Source organism: Bifidobacterium sp. C0047B3 (genome assembly GCF_056590535.1).
The window spans coordinates 180,961-197,247 of the sequence record NZ_JBWPWH010000002.1 but is presented as its reverse complement, the minus strand read 5'-3'; the positions used below and the strand labels follow the sequence as shown (position 1 = coordinate 197,247).

The window sequence follows — 16,287 nt, the reverse complement described above, 5'->3', positions numbered from 1 at the left end:
GCACAACGCAACAATGCATTAAACAATAAGGCGATTAGTCAGAAAAAGAACCCCCAGGTTTGAGCACTGTTAGTAGGCTTAGGGGGCTGCTGTTATCAACAAGTCTATCAGACATTTCTCACCTCCTCAATCTCTTCTGCGAGTCTCACTAGAAATGTAATTTATGTAAATTGTAATACTAAATACGCTTTTATAGTTTGTTTTACATAAATTGTGCATAACTAAATTACGCACGCTTGAAAGTTAGGAGTTGATCGCGATAGGACTCGTATTGTTTGCGACGAGCTTCGATTTGCGCAAGCAAGTTAGCTCGCATCGTCATTATTAGGCATTAGTTAGCATCGCCAGCATTAGTCGGCAAAAAAGTGCGCGGGAAAGGCGGACGTTTTGCGAACTTGGCAAGCCGCGCAATTTGGCGAGATTACAGCAAACTCAGCGCCGACAGTTTGCACGATTGTTTGCAAATCGTTTTCTTGCGAAACAAACAACGCAGTTGCGAGCGCATCGGCATAAGCCGTTGGAAAAGCGCAAGTTTTAGCAGGAACATATGCCCAGCTTGCGCATAAATCGCAAGCAGGAATGCCGTCTAAAGCGTTGATTAAGTGAGTGGCAATTAGATTAGATTCAAAAGCATCGGATTCGCAACCATTAGATTTGTGACAATTAGATTCAAAAGCATTAGCTGCAAGACAATTTGCGTCTTTTACTTTCCATCGCCTTCTCGCATTAGACGAAGCGCACAACGCTCCACTTACAATTGATGCCGCACCTACCGCTTGCGTTGTATCAAAAGGATTTTCCAGCGCAACTTTTATTTGATAATCTTCATCGCTAAAACAAGCGCGCATATCACCGCCAGCATTTACCAAAAAATCGCAATCCGAAGGCAAATCACTATTCGCAGGCGAATCGTCACCAAGCTCGTCTTTAAGAATATTCGTTACAAGATCTACAAAATAGCCCTTACCCGCTGCACCAAAATCAAGCTGCACTGGTTGATTTGTGCAAAGCGTTGTGCTGTCGTCATCTCGCGAAATATCTGCCCACTTAACTGGCAAAGCGCGGCGATATTTGCTCCAATTACCACTGACACTGACGCTATCATTGCTCGCGCTGACAACCGACTCCGGAACGAATTGCACAGAATTATCGTAGCCAAGCGCAAGCAAATCCGCACCAACGCACGCGTCGAAAGCTCCGCGCGTAGCAGCGTAAAACTCGTCATAAATTGCAAAAAGCGGCTGCACCCACGTTGGAAACTCAAAATCGCCGCCATGCTCCGCACGAGCCATGCGCGAAACAAGCGAATCTTCACGAAAGCGCGAAAGCACCGATTCATACTCATCAACAAAAGCGCGAATCCGCTGCTCAACGCGCTGCGAAATCGGCACGTTGCTAGAGATAATAATCCCCGTTCCAAGCGCGCGCTCAATCGCAACAACATTCCTAAACATCACTTTCCTCACTCCCAACATCAAACACTCTATCAATCATCAAAAACCGCAGCAATATCCCACAAAAGTCACAAAATAGAAAAATGTCGTCATAGTTTACAGAAAAACATGTTCTATACCTACATTTTGGCAAAATGAAGGCATAGCGAGTAAAAAACATTCATCTATACCGACATTTTCGCAAAACAGCGGTATAGCAGGCAAAATATATTCGCCTATACCTACATTTTGGCAAAAACGCACTATAGAAACATCGGCAGAACTGGCAACATCAGCAACATCATGTCACTCGCTTCGGCATTAGCAATACACAATCGCTAAATTCAATCTATGCCGTAACGCGTTTTATACGCAGCGTAATCCTTATCCTGCAAAACACTAGCCACATTCGGCGCGTATTCGTATTCTTCTTCAACAAGATGCGCAAACTGCTGCTGCGCTAAAAGCTCAACCTGCAAAGGCTTTGTAATAATGTGGAACATATCTTCAAGAAGCTTTGTATCGTTAGCATCTTTAGCCTGGATTGAAGCTTCATCGTTAACACGCTGCGTTATTAATCCCCAATCGAAATGGTATCCAGCATCTCGCGCAACTATATCCCAAAAAACGCGTTGCGTTCTACCATTGCCCTCACGAAATGGGTGTAAAACATTAAAATTATTGTAATTTACACTTAGCTTACTAATAAACTCATCAATAGATAAATCTTGCAATAAATTATCATTTTTAAGCGTTTGCTCACAGTAACGAATCCCAACGCCCATGTATTCAAGCGGATGAAACGGTTCGCCGCCGCCTTTAGTCATGTCTATAGTGCGAATCTGACCAGCCCAATCATAAACATCTTGAAAAAGATAATGATGAATCCACTGCAACTGCTTAACAGTTCCTTCTGCATGCGGCAAGTGTTCGTACAACTTATAGCTACGGACTGAAACTAAATCGTTTTCAAAGAAATCAAGATCTTCCTGAGTTTGTACATTAAGTTTGTTCTTCAGCACTCGCGTATGAGGAATAAGATACGGGTCAAAAACTTCATCAACCATCATTTAACCCTTAAACAGATTAAGATTAACTATTCCAGACCATAACGCTTACGAGTTAGAGATATAAGCTCATCAGCGCTTATAGAACCTCGAATATATTTTCTTGTATCAGCCAAGCATGCAGAAGAAACCATGCCTCCTTCTAACTTTGCTGAAGATAATGCTATTGCAACGTTTTCTAATCGGAACTTTTGCGTTTCTTTATCAATCATTTCTTCTACCTACCAACACACGCACCCAAATCAAAAACAACTACGCACTATTTTACTATTCGCAATGCATTTTGATTACAGAATATTTTGCAATTTGACGAATCCACACAAACGCAAAAAGCATCGGCAACATCACGGCCACTCGTTTCGGCGTAACATGATTTACACGCTTTAAAACTAGCAAATCCCACTTCGCAAAACCGAGCAAATTCCACTTCGCAAAACTATAAGCAAAAAGAAAGAGCCTTCGCACGCGAACGCAAGCGAGAAAACAAACACAAGCGAACGCGGCGAAAGCCCTTAATAAACTCTTGCTACTGCTAATAACAGCAATATTAATTAATCAATTAGCTGGTTATCTAGCAAGCCAGTCAGTTAACCAGCTAATTGATTAACTAGCGGCGAACTTTACGTAAAGTAACACCGACACCAGCAAGAACAGTCATAACAATTGCAGTTATACCAACACCTACACCAGTGCCAGGCAAATTGCTAGCAGCAACATCCAAAGCAGTCTTAACAGCATTATTCACTACAGTAATACTCGTCCAAGCGAGCTGCTTGCCCTCTTTATCTACAAGAACAACAGTATGCTTACCTGAATATCCTGCAGGGAATTGAGCGTCAAAATAAGGAACACCATCAGCACCAAGCTTAACTGTCACATAATCACTACCACTCACACTGTGCAAAAGCTTAGGAGTAGAGTAAATGAACGCATAAGCCTTAGCAGAACCATTCTCCTTCAGCTCAGCATTAAACTTAGCATCATCAACATGAAGAGTGACCTTATTAGCCGCACCAGCTTGAGCAACATTATTGTTGCCAACAGTAATCTTTCCCTCAACTTCCGGCTTAAGATCATTAACACTCTTAGGAGCAGTAGGAACGCTAGCAGGAGCATTCACCTGATCATTGGCTTCCGAATTAGAAGAAGGAGTTGAATCAGAAGAAGACGATGTTACTAATCCTTCACTTAACTTAGGAGCTGTACCTACAGTAGAACCAGACTTAGCAGGTGAACTGCCATCTGGTTTACTGTTTTGGTTCTTAGTAGGATTAGTTTCTGGAGCGGGAGTTTGGTCTGAACCAGACTGATCTTCGCCATCATTGAAATATCCATGCGCTTGGCATACTTTAAATTCTTCGGTACCTCTACTAGCGCTTTTACATGCATGTTTATCGCAGTAGTCAGGGCCGCCGAATGTTACATTAAGTCTTTCTATGCCGTTTTCATCTTTGCGAAGACCTGTGCCATGAGCTGCATAATAGCAAAACACATCGCTCGTTTTCAGTTTTTCTGTAATATAATTGTCCACACGATCAGAATCAATAAAAGAGCCTAATGGGCAAAAATTTTTTATCACACCAATATGGCGCACCCTGAATAGGTTCTCCTGGAATATTAAGTTTCTTTGCAACGGCTTTACTCCATTGTATTCTTTTTTCAGCCGATGCCTCATGATATTCAGAATCGTTGGAATCTTTACAATATAGAGTACGGGTGTAAACGCCTAAGCCAAGTCTTTCATCATCATATTTTTCACGAACTTCGCAATTTTTCTCTATATCACTACCACTGTTGCCATCAGTTGCAAAGGCAACTGGAGCAAGCGATGCAAAAGCAAAACCACTAAGCAAAGTAGCAGCAGCAACAAAAGCACCTATCGCTTTTTTCTTTAGCATACTTTATCCTTTCTTCTCTCGCGCAAAAAGCGCAAATATTACACGTTGAAACAACTGGCAGATTGATAAAAGTAAAGCCAGAAATTCATCAACAATCGCATATAAGCATACCCCCCCCCCCCGTAGCCAAAAATCAACAATATTAATCAAAAAGAAAGAGCCTTCGCGCGAACGCAAACAGACGCTTCCACTTTCAAAAGTGAAAAAATATTACAGTTTTGAAAGTGAAAATGATATAATACTTTCAAAAGTGAAATAAAATTAAAGTTTTGAAAGTGAAAATACGAATCTGCTTTCAAAAGTGAAAAATACTACTATTCTGAAGACGAAAGGCGATTGAAATGAAACTAATCGAGAGAACAGATTACTTAAATCGCCTAAAGCGACTTAAAGGCACACCAGATATAAAAATCATCACTGGCATTCGACGCAGCGGAAAATCTGAGTTGCTGCGCGCTTACCGCACGTATTTAGAAAATACCTACAGCAATCAAAGTAGCAAACTTTACGCGTCAGCAAAGCATGCGCAACTTCCAAACGCACTACAACAACAAGATAACTCAAACAACCAAAAACTTAACATAATCAACATTGACTTTAATAACCTAAATTATGAAAATCTGAAAAATTACAAAAGCCTTTTTGAATACGTTGAAAGCCGTTATATACCAGGCGCTTACAACGTTCTTACGATTGACGAAGTGCAATTGTGCCCAAAATTTGAGCTTGCGATTAATAGCCTTCACAATAGCAATAAATACGATATTTACTTAACGGGATCCAACGCATTCTTACTTAGCTCGGACCTTGCAACACTGTTTAGTGGAAGATTTATTGAAATACCAATATTCCCTTTCAGCTTTGCAGAATATTGCGAATACTTTGAAATAACAAGCAACTTTAACGATGCTCTACAAAGGTATTTGCAACAGGGCGGACTTGCCGGCTCATACGTTTACGCGAACCAAGACGATGCTGAAGCGTACATAAAAAACGTGTATACAACTCTTGTTAAACGCGATTTAGTAGACAAATACGCAATATCGGAAGTGTCACTTCTTGACTCAATATGCGAATTTTTAATGGATAATATTGCAAATCTCACAACCGCAAACAATGTAAGCTCAATACTTAAGCAGAATCAGATTGAAACAACTCACATAACTGTTGGCAATTATCTAAAATATTTATGCAATGCATTCATGTTTTATAAAGTAAAACGCTACGATATTCGCGGCAAAAAATACTTAGAAACAAACGAAAAATACTATTTAGCAGATACCGCACTACGCTACGCAATTCTGGGCACTCGCAACATGGATTACGGAAGAGCATACGAAAATATTGTGGCACTTGAGCTTATGCGAAGAGGATACTCAATTTATGTTGGCAAGCTTTACCAAAAAGAAGTAGATTTTGTGGCAGTAAAGGCGAGCAAAAAGATTTATATTCAAGTTTCAGACAATATTAGTAACGATGCAACGTTGGAGCGCGAACTTTCGCCACTAAAAGCAATAAAAGACTCTTACCCTAAAATCCTGCTTGCAAATACGCGTCACGATTCTTATGACATTGACGGAATACGCGTAATAGACATAGCGCAATGGCTGCTCGAAACAAATTGAGACAAATCATGACGAATCTAAATACTCACGCACTAAAATCTTTACTTATTTACACATAACAACCATCAAAAGTAAAGATAATTGCGATTTTGCATATTCAAAAGTAAAGATTCGCAAAACTTAAGCAAAAAGAAAGAGCCTTAGCACGCGAACGCAAGCAAGAAAACAAACAAGCAAACGCGAGCGCAAATAGGCACTCACTTTCAAAAGTGAAAAAATATTACAGTTTTGAAAGTGAAAATGCGAATCTGCCTTCAAAAGTGAAAAATACTACATACTACGCTTCTGAAGACAAAATTAGCGATGATTACAAATTGAAGCACGATACTGCTAGTGCTGCCAACACAATCCCAAAACATAAGCCTAAACAAAAACTCAAACCAAAACCAAGACTCAAACCAAGACTCAAACCAAGACTCAAACCAAAACTCTTAACAAACCTTGCACCCCTGCACGGCAGAAACTTTACAACGCTGTAAAGTTTAGGTCGGGCTAAGGCGATAAAACGGAAGAAATTTTACGCGCGTGTACAGAAAAGGTCGCGAAAGAGCAGAAAAACGGCAGAAACTTTACGCGCGTGTAAAGAAAAAGTCGCCTACACGCCAAAAAACGGCAGAAACTTTACAACGCACGCAAAAAACAAAAGACAGGAGCTCGGGATACCCAAACTCCTGCCTTTTCGCTTACTTCACTTATACGTAAGCCTAAATCACCTTAGCGTTAGGCAGCACGTTGCCGTCTTTATCAACGTTACAACTATGCTCAACAGCAATAGTAATATGATCAGAATCAACAGAGAAGAAGCCGTCTGTCACTTTAAAAACGTGACGCACACCCTTCAAATCGTCAACCTTCACAAAACCGTGATCAATCAACGCAAGCACAGCCTCATGTCCAGGAAGCACGCCCATTGCGCCATTCACAGAAGGAATAACCACAAACTTGGCGTCACCTTCCCAAACAGGATGCCTGGCTGCCACCACACTAACGTGCAGCGATTTTACTTGCTTCTCCGACATAATCACGCACCAAACTCTTGCTGCATATCGTGCCAACGACGCTCAAGATCATCAATGCCACCGATACCAGAGAATGCCTGCTCAGGAATCTCATCGTAAACACCATCGCAAATGCGAGTGAATGCCTCAATGGTTTCGTCTGCTGGCACATAAGAACCTGGACGACCAGTGAACTTTTCAGCCACATAGAAGTTCTGACCAAGGAACTGCTCAATCTTACGAGCGCGGCTCACAGTAGTCTTATCTTCCTCACCAAGCTCATCGATACCAATCAAAGCGATGATGTCCTGAAGCTCCTTGTTACGCTGCAAAATAGCCTTAACGCGGTTTGCGCAATCATAATGAGCCTGACCAACGTAACGCGGATCCAAAATTCTAGAAGTAGAAGTCAAAGGATCCACAGCTGGGTAAATACCCTTAGCTGCAATATCACGTGAAAGCTCAGTAGTTGCGTCCAAGTGCGTAAAGGTAGTTGCAGGTGCAGGATCAGTGTAATCATCTGCAGGAACGTAAATAGCCTGAAGTGACGTAATGGAATGGCCGCGTGTAGAAGTAATACGCTCCTGCAATGCGCCCATTTCATCTGCCAAGTTTGGCTGGTAGCCAACTGCGGAAGGCATACGACCAAGCAGCGTGGAAACCTCAGAACCAGCCTGAGTAAAGCGGAATATGTTATCGATGAACAGCAACACATCCTGATTCTGCACATCGCGGAAGTACTCAGCCATAGTCAAAGCGGTAAGAGGCACACGAAGACGAGTCCCAGGAGGCTCATCCATCTGACCAAAGACAAGCGCTGTTTTCTCCAAAACGCCAGCATCAGCCATTTCACCAATCAAATCGTTACCTTCACGGGTACGTTCGCCAACGCCAGCAAACACAGACACACCACCGTGATTCTGTGCAACGCGCTGAATCATTTCCTGAATCAACACAGTTTTACCAACGCCTGCACCACCGAACAGACCAATTTTACCGCCCTGAACGTAAGGGGTAAGCAAATCGATAACCTTAATACCAGTTTCGAACATCTGAGTCTTAGACTCAAGCTGATCAAAAGCAGGTGGGTTACGGTGAATTGGCCAACGCTCAGTTACTTCAATGTGCTCGCCAGGCTTAGCATTCAAAATGTTGCCTGTAACATCGAACACGTGACCCTTAGTAATGTCACCAACAGGTACAGAAATTGGGCCGCCAGTATCTCGCACTAAAGCACCACGAACCAAACCGTCAGTAGGCTTTAAAGCAACTGCACGCACAGTCGAATCACCAAGGTGCTGCTCAACTTCCAGCGTGATCTCGTGAACGGTATCACCTTCCGTGTTACCAACGGTAGCAATATCGACTTTGAGAGCATTGTAAATATCCGGCAGATAGCCGACCGGGAATTCAACGTCAATCACGGAACCCTGAACGCGGGTTACGCGACCAGCTGTTGGATCGACCTCCTGCTCAGCTTCTGGAGGCGCTGTGGTCTGATTTTCAGCCATATGCTCCTAATCCTCCTCATTATTCAGCGCATCAGCGCTGCCGATAATCTCGGTAAGTTCTTGAGTAATGGATGCCTGACGAGAAGCATTAAGCTTTCTTGTCAAATCATCCACCAAATTGCGGGCGTTATCTGTAGCCGTATGCATAGCGTTCTGTCTGCTTGCCGTTTCGGAAGCAGCAGAAGTAAGTAAGCACTCGTGAATACGAGACTGAATATACTTCGGCAAAACAGCATCCAATACTTCATCCGGGCTTGGTTCGAAGCAATACTCCACAGCTTCTGGATTGCTGCGGCTCACTGCTTCTTCACGAGCCGAAACTGCGCTCGTAGACGACAATGCTGCTGAAGGACCAGAAGCTGCTTCATAGTCAGGACGATGCATAGAAAACTCTTCACCGTCCTTCAAAGGAACCAGCTCAACTGGCAGCATGCGTAACGTACGAACTTTTTGCCTCACCATATTTATAAATTCAGTGAACACAATATACAGTTCCGAAACTCCGCCTTCTGCTTCCGGCGTCATATAAGCGTCCATTAAAGTATCGGAAATCTTTTCAGCAATAGTAACGTCAGGATGGTCAGTAGAACCTTCCCAAGTACCTGCCACATCGCGATTGCGATACTTGTAGTAAGTTGCACCGCGTCGACCGTACACGTACAGTTCTGCATGCTTACCTTCTGCATCGAGTTTTGCAAGAAGTGCTTCAGTCTCACGAATAATCGAAGACGTAAACGCACCTGCCATACCACGATCAGAAGTAAGAGCTAAAACTGCTACGCGATTGCCGGCATGCTCTTTACCAAAAATAGGATGCTTAATATTTGCTTCGTGATGAGCTACCAACGCCTGCACGGCATCGAAAATTGCGTCACTATAAGGCTTAGCATTAAGCGCAATATCACGCGCTTTAGCGATATGAGAAGACGCAATCATTTCCTGAGCCTTAAAGATTTTACCCAAAGACTGTGTGGAAATAATTCTCGATTTCAATGCAAGTTGGGAGGACATACGCTACTTCCCCTCAGGCTCGCGACTGTCTGCTTTTGGCTTAGCTACAAGCTGTTCCTTCTCAACAGGAGCAGGGTTTTCAGCCGGCGGCAAAGAATCCTTTACAATCAAAGGCTTGCCAGCAGATGTCTTAAACGTCCTACGGAAATCATCAATGGCTGCATCAAGCTTGGCTTCAGTTTCCTTAGTGAAGTCTTCAGTATCGCGAATTACTTGCAAAATGTCGGTTCCTTTATCCAAGTAATCCAACAATTCGCTTTCGAAACGCAACACATCCTTCACAGGAATATCGTCAAGCTTTCCATGAGTACCAGCCCACACGGAAACAACTTCTTGCTCCATTGCTCGAGGAGAGAACTGCTTCTGCTTAAGTAGCTCAGTCAAACGAGCACCGCGAGTAAGCTGCGCCTTTGAGGCTGCATCCAAATCAGAAGCAAACATTGCGAAGGATTCCAAAGACTTGTAACGAGCCAAGGAAATCTTCAACATGCCGGAGACTTTCTTCAAAGCCTTAGCCTGAGCTGCGCCACCAACACGAGACACGGAAATACCAACGTCTACTGCTGGACGCTGACCCGCGTTGAACAAATCAGACTGCAAGAAAATCTGACCATCGGTGATAGAAATCACGTTGGTTGGAATGTATGCAGAAACATCGTTTGCCTTGGTTTCGATAATTGGAAGACCGGTCATAGAACCGCCACCCAAATCGTCAGAAAGCTTAGCACAACGTTCAAGCAGACGAGAGTGCAAGTAGAACACGTCGCCTGGGTAAGCTTCACGCCCAGGTGGACGACGCAAAAGCAAGGAAATTGAACGGTATGCTTCTGCTTGCTTCGACAAATCATCGAAAACAATCAAAACGTGCTTACCGTTATACATCCAGTGCTGACCGATTGCAGAACCAGTGTAAGGTGCAATGTATTTAAAACCTGCAGAATCAGAAGCTGGGCTTGCCACGATTGTGGTGTACTTCATAGCTCCTGCTTCTTCAAGGCTTTGACGCACTGAAGCAATAGTGGAACCCTTTTGACCGATTGCTACATAAATGCAGCGAACCTGCTTTTTTGGATCTCCAGTTTCCCAGTTAGCACGCTGGTTAATAATCGTATCTATTGCGATTGCAGTCTTACCTGTTTGACGGTCACCAATAATCAACTGGCGCTGACCACGACCTATTGGCGTCATTGCGTCAATAGCCTTCAAACCAGTAGACAATGGTTCATCGACTGGATGACGGTGAATAACGTCTGGAGCCTGGGCTTCAAGAATACGACGCTCACTGCACTCAATCGCACCCAAACCATCGATTGGATTACCCAACGGATCCACAGTACGACCAAGATAAGCGTCACCAACCGGCACAGACAACACTTCGCCCGTGCGGTATACTTCCTGCCCTTCCTCAATGCCTGTAAAATCGCCGAGAATAACGACGCCGATTTCGTGTGCATCAAGGTTGAACGCAAGACCCAAGGTATCGTTCTCGAATGTGAGCAGCTCGTTTGCCATGCAGCCGGACAATCCAGCTACGTGCGCAATGCCGTCACCAGCCGTAACAACATAGCCAACTTCTTGCGTTGGCATGTCGGTAGGCTTATACGAGTCAACAAACCCGTCGAGTGCCTTGCGTATCAGGGCGGGATCAATAGATAGTTCCGCCATAATTCTCCTTAATTTACTACTTCACTGCCTGTGTCCAAGCACCATTTCGCGCAGAACGCTGCAACTGCTTAAGCTGCATCAACATGGTGCGATCGGTTATTTGATCACCGATTTGTATACGCATACCACCAAGCACGTTTGGATCCACAATTGGGTTAATGTATGCACGATGACCCAACTTATCGCTGTAGATTTCAATCAAACGCTTAATTTGCTTATCTGTAAGCGGCTGAGCAGTAGTGACTGTAACCAATGTTTCTCCAGCTTCACGCTCAAATCCTGACCAAGCGCCGCCGAAGCTACCGGTTTTACCGCTTTCGGCACCTCCGTGCCAAGTTCCTACTAGATAATGCATAATGCGCAATACAACAGGGTGCGCCTTACCTCCAATAAGCTCGTCAATAAGGCGAGACTTATCTTCCGAAGACCTATTCGGATCAGTAATCGCATCAGAAAGCTCAGGATACTTATCAATCATGTCCATCATTGACGAAAGCTCGTCCGAAATGCGCTGCGCTTCATCGTGCGCATCTAAGATGGCCTGAGCAAGCGAAGAACGCGACAAACTATCGTTTGCTCGCGATGCCTTTTCTGGCATTCTTACCTCCTCGTTTCTGTAAAAAACGAAGTAATGCAAATAATACAAAAGAAATAACCGTAATTTTATTTTGCGATTATTCAGTTTCGTACATTACTTTACTTGCTTTGATCCGAATTTTTAGTGTCTCCAACTTCATCGATCACATGATCAATAATCTTGGAGCTGACGGTATCGTCATCCAATTTGGATGCAAGAATCTTGCCAGCTAAAGCTGCTGCAAGAACCGACACCTCTCCTTGGAGGCTGGACATGGCATGCTTATGCTGAGCCTCAATAGAATGCTGCGCTTCACTGATAATCTTCGCAGCATCCTTTTCAGCGCGTTGTCTAGCTTCGCCAATAATTTTTGAAGCTTCCGATCGAGCCTCTTCACGAGTCTTTGCAGCATCAGTTTGAGCTTGAGAAAGTTCGTTTTCAATCTGGCTCTTCAACTCGTCTGCTTCACGCTGCACATTAGCAGCCTTAGCCATTCCGCCTTCAATTTTTTCTGCACGCTCGTCGAGAATTGCCTGGAATTTAGGCATAACGAACTTGTAGAAAAACGCTGCAAGAACTACCAAAACTACTAATGACCACAGTACGTCATAAGGCTCAGGCAAGAACAACGCCAACTTATTACTTCCGGCTGCATATGCCATGGCTTGTCCTTTCTATTCTTTCAACACTATTCGTGTTGTGCATTGTAAGTTTTGTTCAGGCTCCCATAATGTAGGAAACGAAGCCAAGCAAGCCCAAAACCTCAATAAATGCCAAGCCGACGAACATAAACAGCTGAATGCGGTTGCCAACTTCTGGCTGACGTGCAGTAGATTCCATAGCCTTAGACACTACTATTGCCATGCCGAGTGCAGGGGAAATAGTTGCTACAGCAAAGCCAAGAATGCTCAGGTTGCCGGTCAAACCTGCAAGAGCGATGATACTATTCATTGGTTTCCTTTCTGTTGAAACAGTAACCAGTATAAACCCGTAAGATATGTAAAATCTGAAAATCTACACTACTTTTATTAAGCAGCTACAACAGCAGACTTTTCTTCCTCTTCCGGATAACTTTCCGAAATGTAGACTGAAGCAAGCACTGTAAAAATAAATGCCTGCAAGCCAGCTACCATAATTTCGAATAGGGTAAACAGAATGCCACCAAGCAGCCACAAAGCACCGCCTAAGGCAAGGAGTTTATTGCTGGAATCCACCACGAAGAAATTGGTGAATACTAAACAAGTGGCCACCAGCAAATGGCCAGCAATCATATTCGCAAACAAACGGATTGTAAGCGAAAGTGGTCGCACAATTATTAATTCTATGAGCTGCAATGGCGAAAGAATAAAGTAAATAGGCCATGGCACACCCGCTGGGAACAATGCTTCACGGAAGAATCGCAAAAAACCCTTTTCGCGAATGCCAGCAATAAGATACTGGCAAACAACCCACAAAGCAAAAACAAGCGGTCCAGTAATAGTTGCTGTTGCAGCCATATTCAATCCTGGAATCACAGAACAAAGATTAAAGAAGAAAATAGTGAGGAATAATGTGGACATCATTGGCACATAGCGCTTACCGCGTTCCTCGCCAATCATTTCATAAACAATGTTGTAGCGCACAAAATCCATCAAAATTTCAAGCACGCTTTGGAATCTGCCCGGAACAACCTTTGCGCGGGCTGCACCAATTCCAAAAATAATCATCACTACTACTGTCATAAGTAAACGCACTAAAATAATGCGATTCATGGCAAATGGAGTGCCTTGGAACAAAATTTCTGGAGGCAAAAACTCACTAATATTAGGTAGCTCTGGTTTATTCGAAGCTACAGTAGAAGCTACAGTTGTGGCCTTCTGTAAAACATCAACCATTACATCCATAAGTGCCTCCTTATAGCAATTCGTTCACACGCCTCAATTCAGTGCCGCTCACTCACATACTCAATTCAATCATTCTTGCGGCATATATATCAACTAGATCATATGTTTCATATTTCGTAAGGCGCGGGGCACGAAACGAAAAATATATCTAACTGCTGATTGTACTCTTTGCTTGTACATAATTACGCAACTAATTACGCAACTAATTACGCAATGTCGAAATTTATTTGTTCATACCGTACTTAACACCGTCAAATGGATAAAAATTATCGGAGCGCGGAGAAGCTGGCTCATGCCTTATAGAACGTTCAGTTCCAAGCCTTCCAGTAGTTCTTAAATGAGGAATATCACAAAGATCGTAAGGCGTAGTTTCGTACACCCAATTAAGCCAGTTACGCCAAAGCAAATTCGCGTGTGCACGCCAAGAAAATAGTGGCTCTAATTTTGGATCGTCATTAGGGAAATAGTTGTAAGGGAATGGCACGTTGCTCAAACCTTTTAACATGTCACGCTCATATTCCTGCGCAAGAGTCATTTTACCGTATTCCCAATGCCCGAGCGCAAAAACTTCAGAAAAATCACGCGTAGCAACTAAGCCCGGACCAGATTCGGGACCATACGTAAGAATTTGTAAACGCTGATCTGCAGAAATGCTGTCAACGTCAACACTCGCTATTCTAGAGTGCGGTTGTAAAGCGATTTCATCAAAACCATTTGTAAGAAAACAGTACTCATCCTGCAAATATTGCGGGAACACGCCAAAAACTTTTTTGCTGAGAACATGCTTTTTTATGCCATATCGGTAGTAAAGCGCACCCATTGCGCCCCAGCACAAATACATTGTTGAGAAAACGTGTGTTGATGCCCAGTCAAGAATTTGCGTAAATTCGTGCCAGTAGTCGACATCCTCAAATTCCATATGCTCAACAGGAGCGCCCGTCACAACAAATCCGTCGTAATAGTTGTTACGCAGTGCGTCAAGATTTTCATAGAATTTTACTAAATGATCAGCGCTAACATGCGTTGATACATGCGTAGAAGTTTTCATAAAATCGACGTCGACTTGCAAAGGAGACTTAGAGATGAGCCTCAAAAGCTGAGTTTCTGTCTCAATTTTTTTGGGCATAAGATTCAAAATCAACAAACGAAGTGGTCGAACATCCTGCTGTTCTGCTTCTGGGCGTTCCAATGCAAAAATTCGCTCAGCATCTAATATGCTTCGCGCTGGCAATCCTTCAGGAATCTTAATAGGCATGTGTTTATTATACCCCACACTTGTTTATGTTTATTGTGTATACGTCACTCATGTGCACGAATCGTAAAATTCTAACTAAATACAGTAAGACACGCCCGAAAGTTGACAAATTTAAATTTGCACCTATCGTAGATAGAGCTGCTAAAAGTAGCCGACGCGGGGTGGAGCAGCTCGGTAGCTCGCTGGGCTCATAACCCAGAGGTCCATGGTTCAAATCCATGCCCCGCTACTAAAGCCAAGGATCACACAAATTTCTCACGATTGTTGTGGTTCTTGGCTTTTTTGTTTAATACTACATAAGTCGCCAAAAACGCACCATCGCACAATAATCAATAAAGAAGAATTGCAAGACGGCGACGAGCGCGCGCAAGACGCTCATCATCTGCAGGAAGCATTGCAAAATACTCAAGCATACGAGAACGAATAGCATCCGCATCGCTCTTATGACCAGCTGCAAGGAAGTCAAGCAGTCTCCCGAAAGCGTCATCAATATGACCGTCAATCATATCTACATCTGCTACTGCAAGCTGCGAATCTAAATCATCCTGATTATCGCCAGCAGCCTTTCTAACAGCAGCAACATCAGTATTAGTATTACGCGAAAGCAGCAAGGCCTTTGCATGCTCACGCGACGCAATCACATCATGAGGATCTGCTTCCATTACTTTTGCATACTCGCGTGCAGCACCTTCATAATCACCCTTCATAGCAAGCGAATGAGCTTGCTCATGAGCAGGCGGAACACTCTCAACAGAATTATTCTCGGAACTATCTTGATCTGCGTCTTTAGATGCTTCAGACTTTTCCTCAACTGATGCCTCCACAAAAGGAGCAGTTCCAGCAACGCCCGAGCGTTCAGCAACCTGAACCAATTGCGGCAAAATAGTGCTACAAATCTGCTGTAATTCCTCGTCGCTAGGTAAACCTTGCACAATAGGCATAGGACGTCCGCCAATTAAACCGTAAATTGCAGGAAGCTGCTGCGCTTGCAAAGCTTGAGCAATACTTGGGCTTTCATCAGAGTCAATACGAGCTAACTGCATGCTACCGTCAAGCGCGTTAACGGAATCCGCTAATTTCTGCGCAACATCATAATAGGCTTCGTCACTAGCTTGCCAAAGCAAAATAACAATTGGGAAACTTACGGACGTTTGCACCATCGCTTGAAAAGACTGCTCATTAACATCGATTACATAGCCGCCAGCTTTTGGAGCAGAAGAACCAGTAGAGCCCGATGCAGCTTTAGCAGCTTGCTTAGCTTGAGCTTCTACGCGACGCTTTACACCTTCTAAATCTACAGCCCCAGCAAGCGAAAATCCGCCAGGATTCATGCCTTGCGCTTTGCTACTCACCATTTTTCCTCT

General features: G+C 43.6%; 17 protein-coding genes and 1 tRNA gene. 3 read left to right on the top strand and 15 right to left on the bottom strand.

Annotation, left to right across the window (positions count from 1 at the left end):
• Window positions 1-350: 350 nt before the first annotated feature.
• The 5 genes from AC1EKT_RS03510 to AC1EKT_RS03490 form a co-directional block, all read right to left on the bottom strand.
• Window positions 351-1,454 carry an FAD:protein FMN transferase gene (locus AC1EKT_RS03510; RefSeq protein WP_415683215.1) on the bottom strand — a complete coding sequence of 368 codons (1,104 nt, stop codon included), beginning with the start codon at window positions 1,452-1,454 and terminating at the stop codon, window positions 351-353.
• 323 nt (window positions 1,455-1,777) lie between these two features.
• Window positions 1,778-2,500: a Fic/DOC family protein gene (locus AC1EKT_RS03505; protein WP_415687395.1), complete on the bottom strand. Its 723-nt coding sequence runs from the start codon at window positions 2,498-2,500 to the stop codon at window positions 1,778-1,780.
• A 29-nt stretch (window positions 2,501-2,529) separates the two neighbouring features.
• Window positions 2,530-2,712, bottom strand: coding sequence for an antitoxin VbhA family protein (locus AC1EKT_RS03500; protein WP_480033104.1), 183 nt, complete (start codon window positions 2,710-2,712; stop codon window positions 2,530-2,532).
• A 395-nt stretch (window positions 2,713-3,107) separates the two neighbouring features.
• Window positions 3,108-3,992 (bottom strand): hypothetical protein, encoded by an 885-nt coding sequence (locus tag AC1EKT_RS03495; RefSeq protein ID WP_481616116.1) that lies wholly within the window; start codon window positions 3,990-3,992, stop codon window positions 3,108-3,110.
• A gap of 49 nt (window positions 3,993-4,041) precedes the next feature.
• Window positions 4,042-4,398: a hypothetical protein gene (locus AC1EKT_RS03490; RefSeq protein ID WP_481616117.1), complete on the bottom strand. Its 357-nt coding sequence runs from the start codon at window positions 4,396-4,398 to the stop codon at window positions 4,042-4,044.
• Between the two features lie 341 nt (window positions 4,399-4,739).
• Between AC1EKT_RS03490 and AC1EKT_RS03485 the strand changes: the two genes are divergently transcribed.
• Window positions 4,740-6,023: an ATP-binding protein gene (locus AC1EKT_RS03485; protein ID WP_415687492.1), complete on the top strand. Its 1,284-nt coding sequence runs from the start codon at window positions 4,740-4,742 to the stop codon at window positions 6,021-6,023.
• Between the two features lie 209 nt (window positions 6,024-6,232).
• Window positions 6,233-6,502 carry a hypothetical protein gene (locus AC1EKT_RS03480; protein ID WP_481616223.1) on the top strand — a complete coding sequence of 90 codons (270 nt, stop codon included), beginning with the start codon at window positions 6,233-6,235 and terminating at the stop codon, window positions 6,500-6,502.
• A gap of 225 nt (window positions 6,503-6,727) precedes the next feature.
• On the opposite strand, the gene AC1EKT_RS03475 is transcribed toward AC1EKT_RS03480, so the two are convergent.
• The 9 genes from AC1EKT_RS03475 to AC1EKT_RS03435 all read right to left on the bottom strand — a co-directional run bounded on the left by AC1EKT_RS03475 (window position 6,728) and on the right by AC1EKT_RS03435 (window position 14,923).
• The gene (locus AC1EKT_RS03475) at window positions 6,728-7,042 is read right to left on the bottom strand and encodes a F0F1 ATP synthase subunit epsilon (RefSeq protein ID WP_032835331.1); all 315 of its coding nucleotides are present in this window, start codon (window positions 7,040-7,042) and stop codon (window positions 6,728-6,730) included.
• A 2-nt stretch (window positions 7,043-7,044) separates the two neighbouring features.
• Entirely contained in the window at window positions 7,045-8,532 is a 1,488-nt protein-coding gene (gene atpD, locus AC1EKT_RS03470; RefSeq protein ID WP_415683210.1) for a F0F1 ATP synthase subunit beta, read from the bottom strand.
• Between the two features lie 6 nt (window positions 8,533-8,538).
• Window positions 8,539-9,543 carry a F0F1 ATP synthase subunit gamma gene (locus tag AC1EKT_RS03465; RefSeq protein WP_004574170.1) on the bottom strand — a complete coding sequence of 335 codons (1,005 nt, stop codon included), beginning with the start codon at window positions 9,541-9,543 and terminating at the stop codon, window positions 8,539-8,541.
• Window positions 9,544-9,546: 3 nt separating this feature from the next.
• The gene (gene atpA, locus AC1EKT_RS03460) at window positions 9,547-11,208 is read right to left on the bottom strand and encodes a F0F1 ATP synthase subunit alpha (RefSeq protein WP_012913755.1); all 1,662 of its coding nucleotides are present in this window, start codon (window positions 11,206-11,208) and stop codon (window positions 9,547-9,549) included.
• A 16-nt stretch (window positions 11,209-11,224) separates the two neighbouring features.
• Window positions 11,225-11,806: a F0F1 ATP synthase subunit delta gene (locus AC1EKT_RS03455; protein WP_415683547.1), complete on the bottom strand. Its 582-nt coding sequence runs from the start codon at window positions 11,804-11,806 to the stop codon at window positions 11,225-11,227.
• Window positions 11,807-11,904: 98 nt separating this feature from the next.
• A complete protein-coding gene (locus tag AC1EKT_RS03450; RefSeq protein ID WP_004109948.1) occupies window positions 11,905-12,447 on the bottom strand; it encodes a F0F1 ATP synthase subunit B in 543 nt (180 codons plus the stop codon).
• Between the two features lie 55 nt (window positions 12,448-12,502).
• On the bottom strand, window positions 12,503-12,736 hold the full coding sequence (atpE, locus tag AC1EKT_RS03445; protein WP_004109950.1) for an ATP synthase F0 subunit C: 234 nt from the start codon (window positions 12,734-12,736) through the stop codon (window positions 12,503-12,505).
• Between the two features lie 77 nt (window positions 12,737-12,813).
• Window positions 12,814-13,668 carry a F0F1 ATP synthase subunit A gene (gene atpB, locus AC1EKT_RS03440; RefSeq protein WP_415683209.1) on the bottom strand — a complete coding sequence of 285 codons (855 nt, stop codon included), beginning with the start codon at window positions 13,666-13,668 and terminating at the stop codon, window positions 12,814-12,816.
• 223 nt (window positions 13,669-13,891) lie between these two features.
• Window positions 13,892-14,923 (bottom strand): homoserine O-succinyltransferase, encoded by a 1,032-nt coding sequence (locus AC1EKT_RS03435; RefSeq protein WP_481616118.1) that lies wholly within the window; start codon window positions 14,921-14,923, stop codon window positions 13,892-13,894.
• A 155-nt stretch (window positions 14,924-15,078) separates the two neighbouring features.
• Between AC1EKT_RS03435 and AC1EKT_RS03430 the strand changes: the two genes are divergently transcribed.
• Window positions 15,079-15,152: transfer RNA gene (locus AC1EKT_RS03430), tRNA-Met, on the top strand.
• A gap of 100 nt (window positions 15,153-15,252) precedes the next feature.
• Here AC1EKT_RS03430 and AC1EKT_RS03425 read toward each other — a convergent pair.
• Window positions 15,253-16,278, bottom strand: coding sequence for a tetratricopeptide repeat protein (locus tag AC1EKT_RS03425; protein ID WP_481616119.1), 1,026 nt, complete (start codon window positions 16,276-16,278; stop codon window positions 15,253-15,255).
• Between the last annotated feature and the right edge of the window lie 9 nt (window positions 16,279-16,287).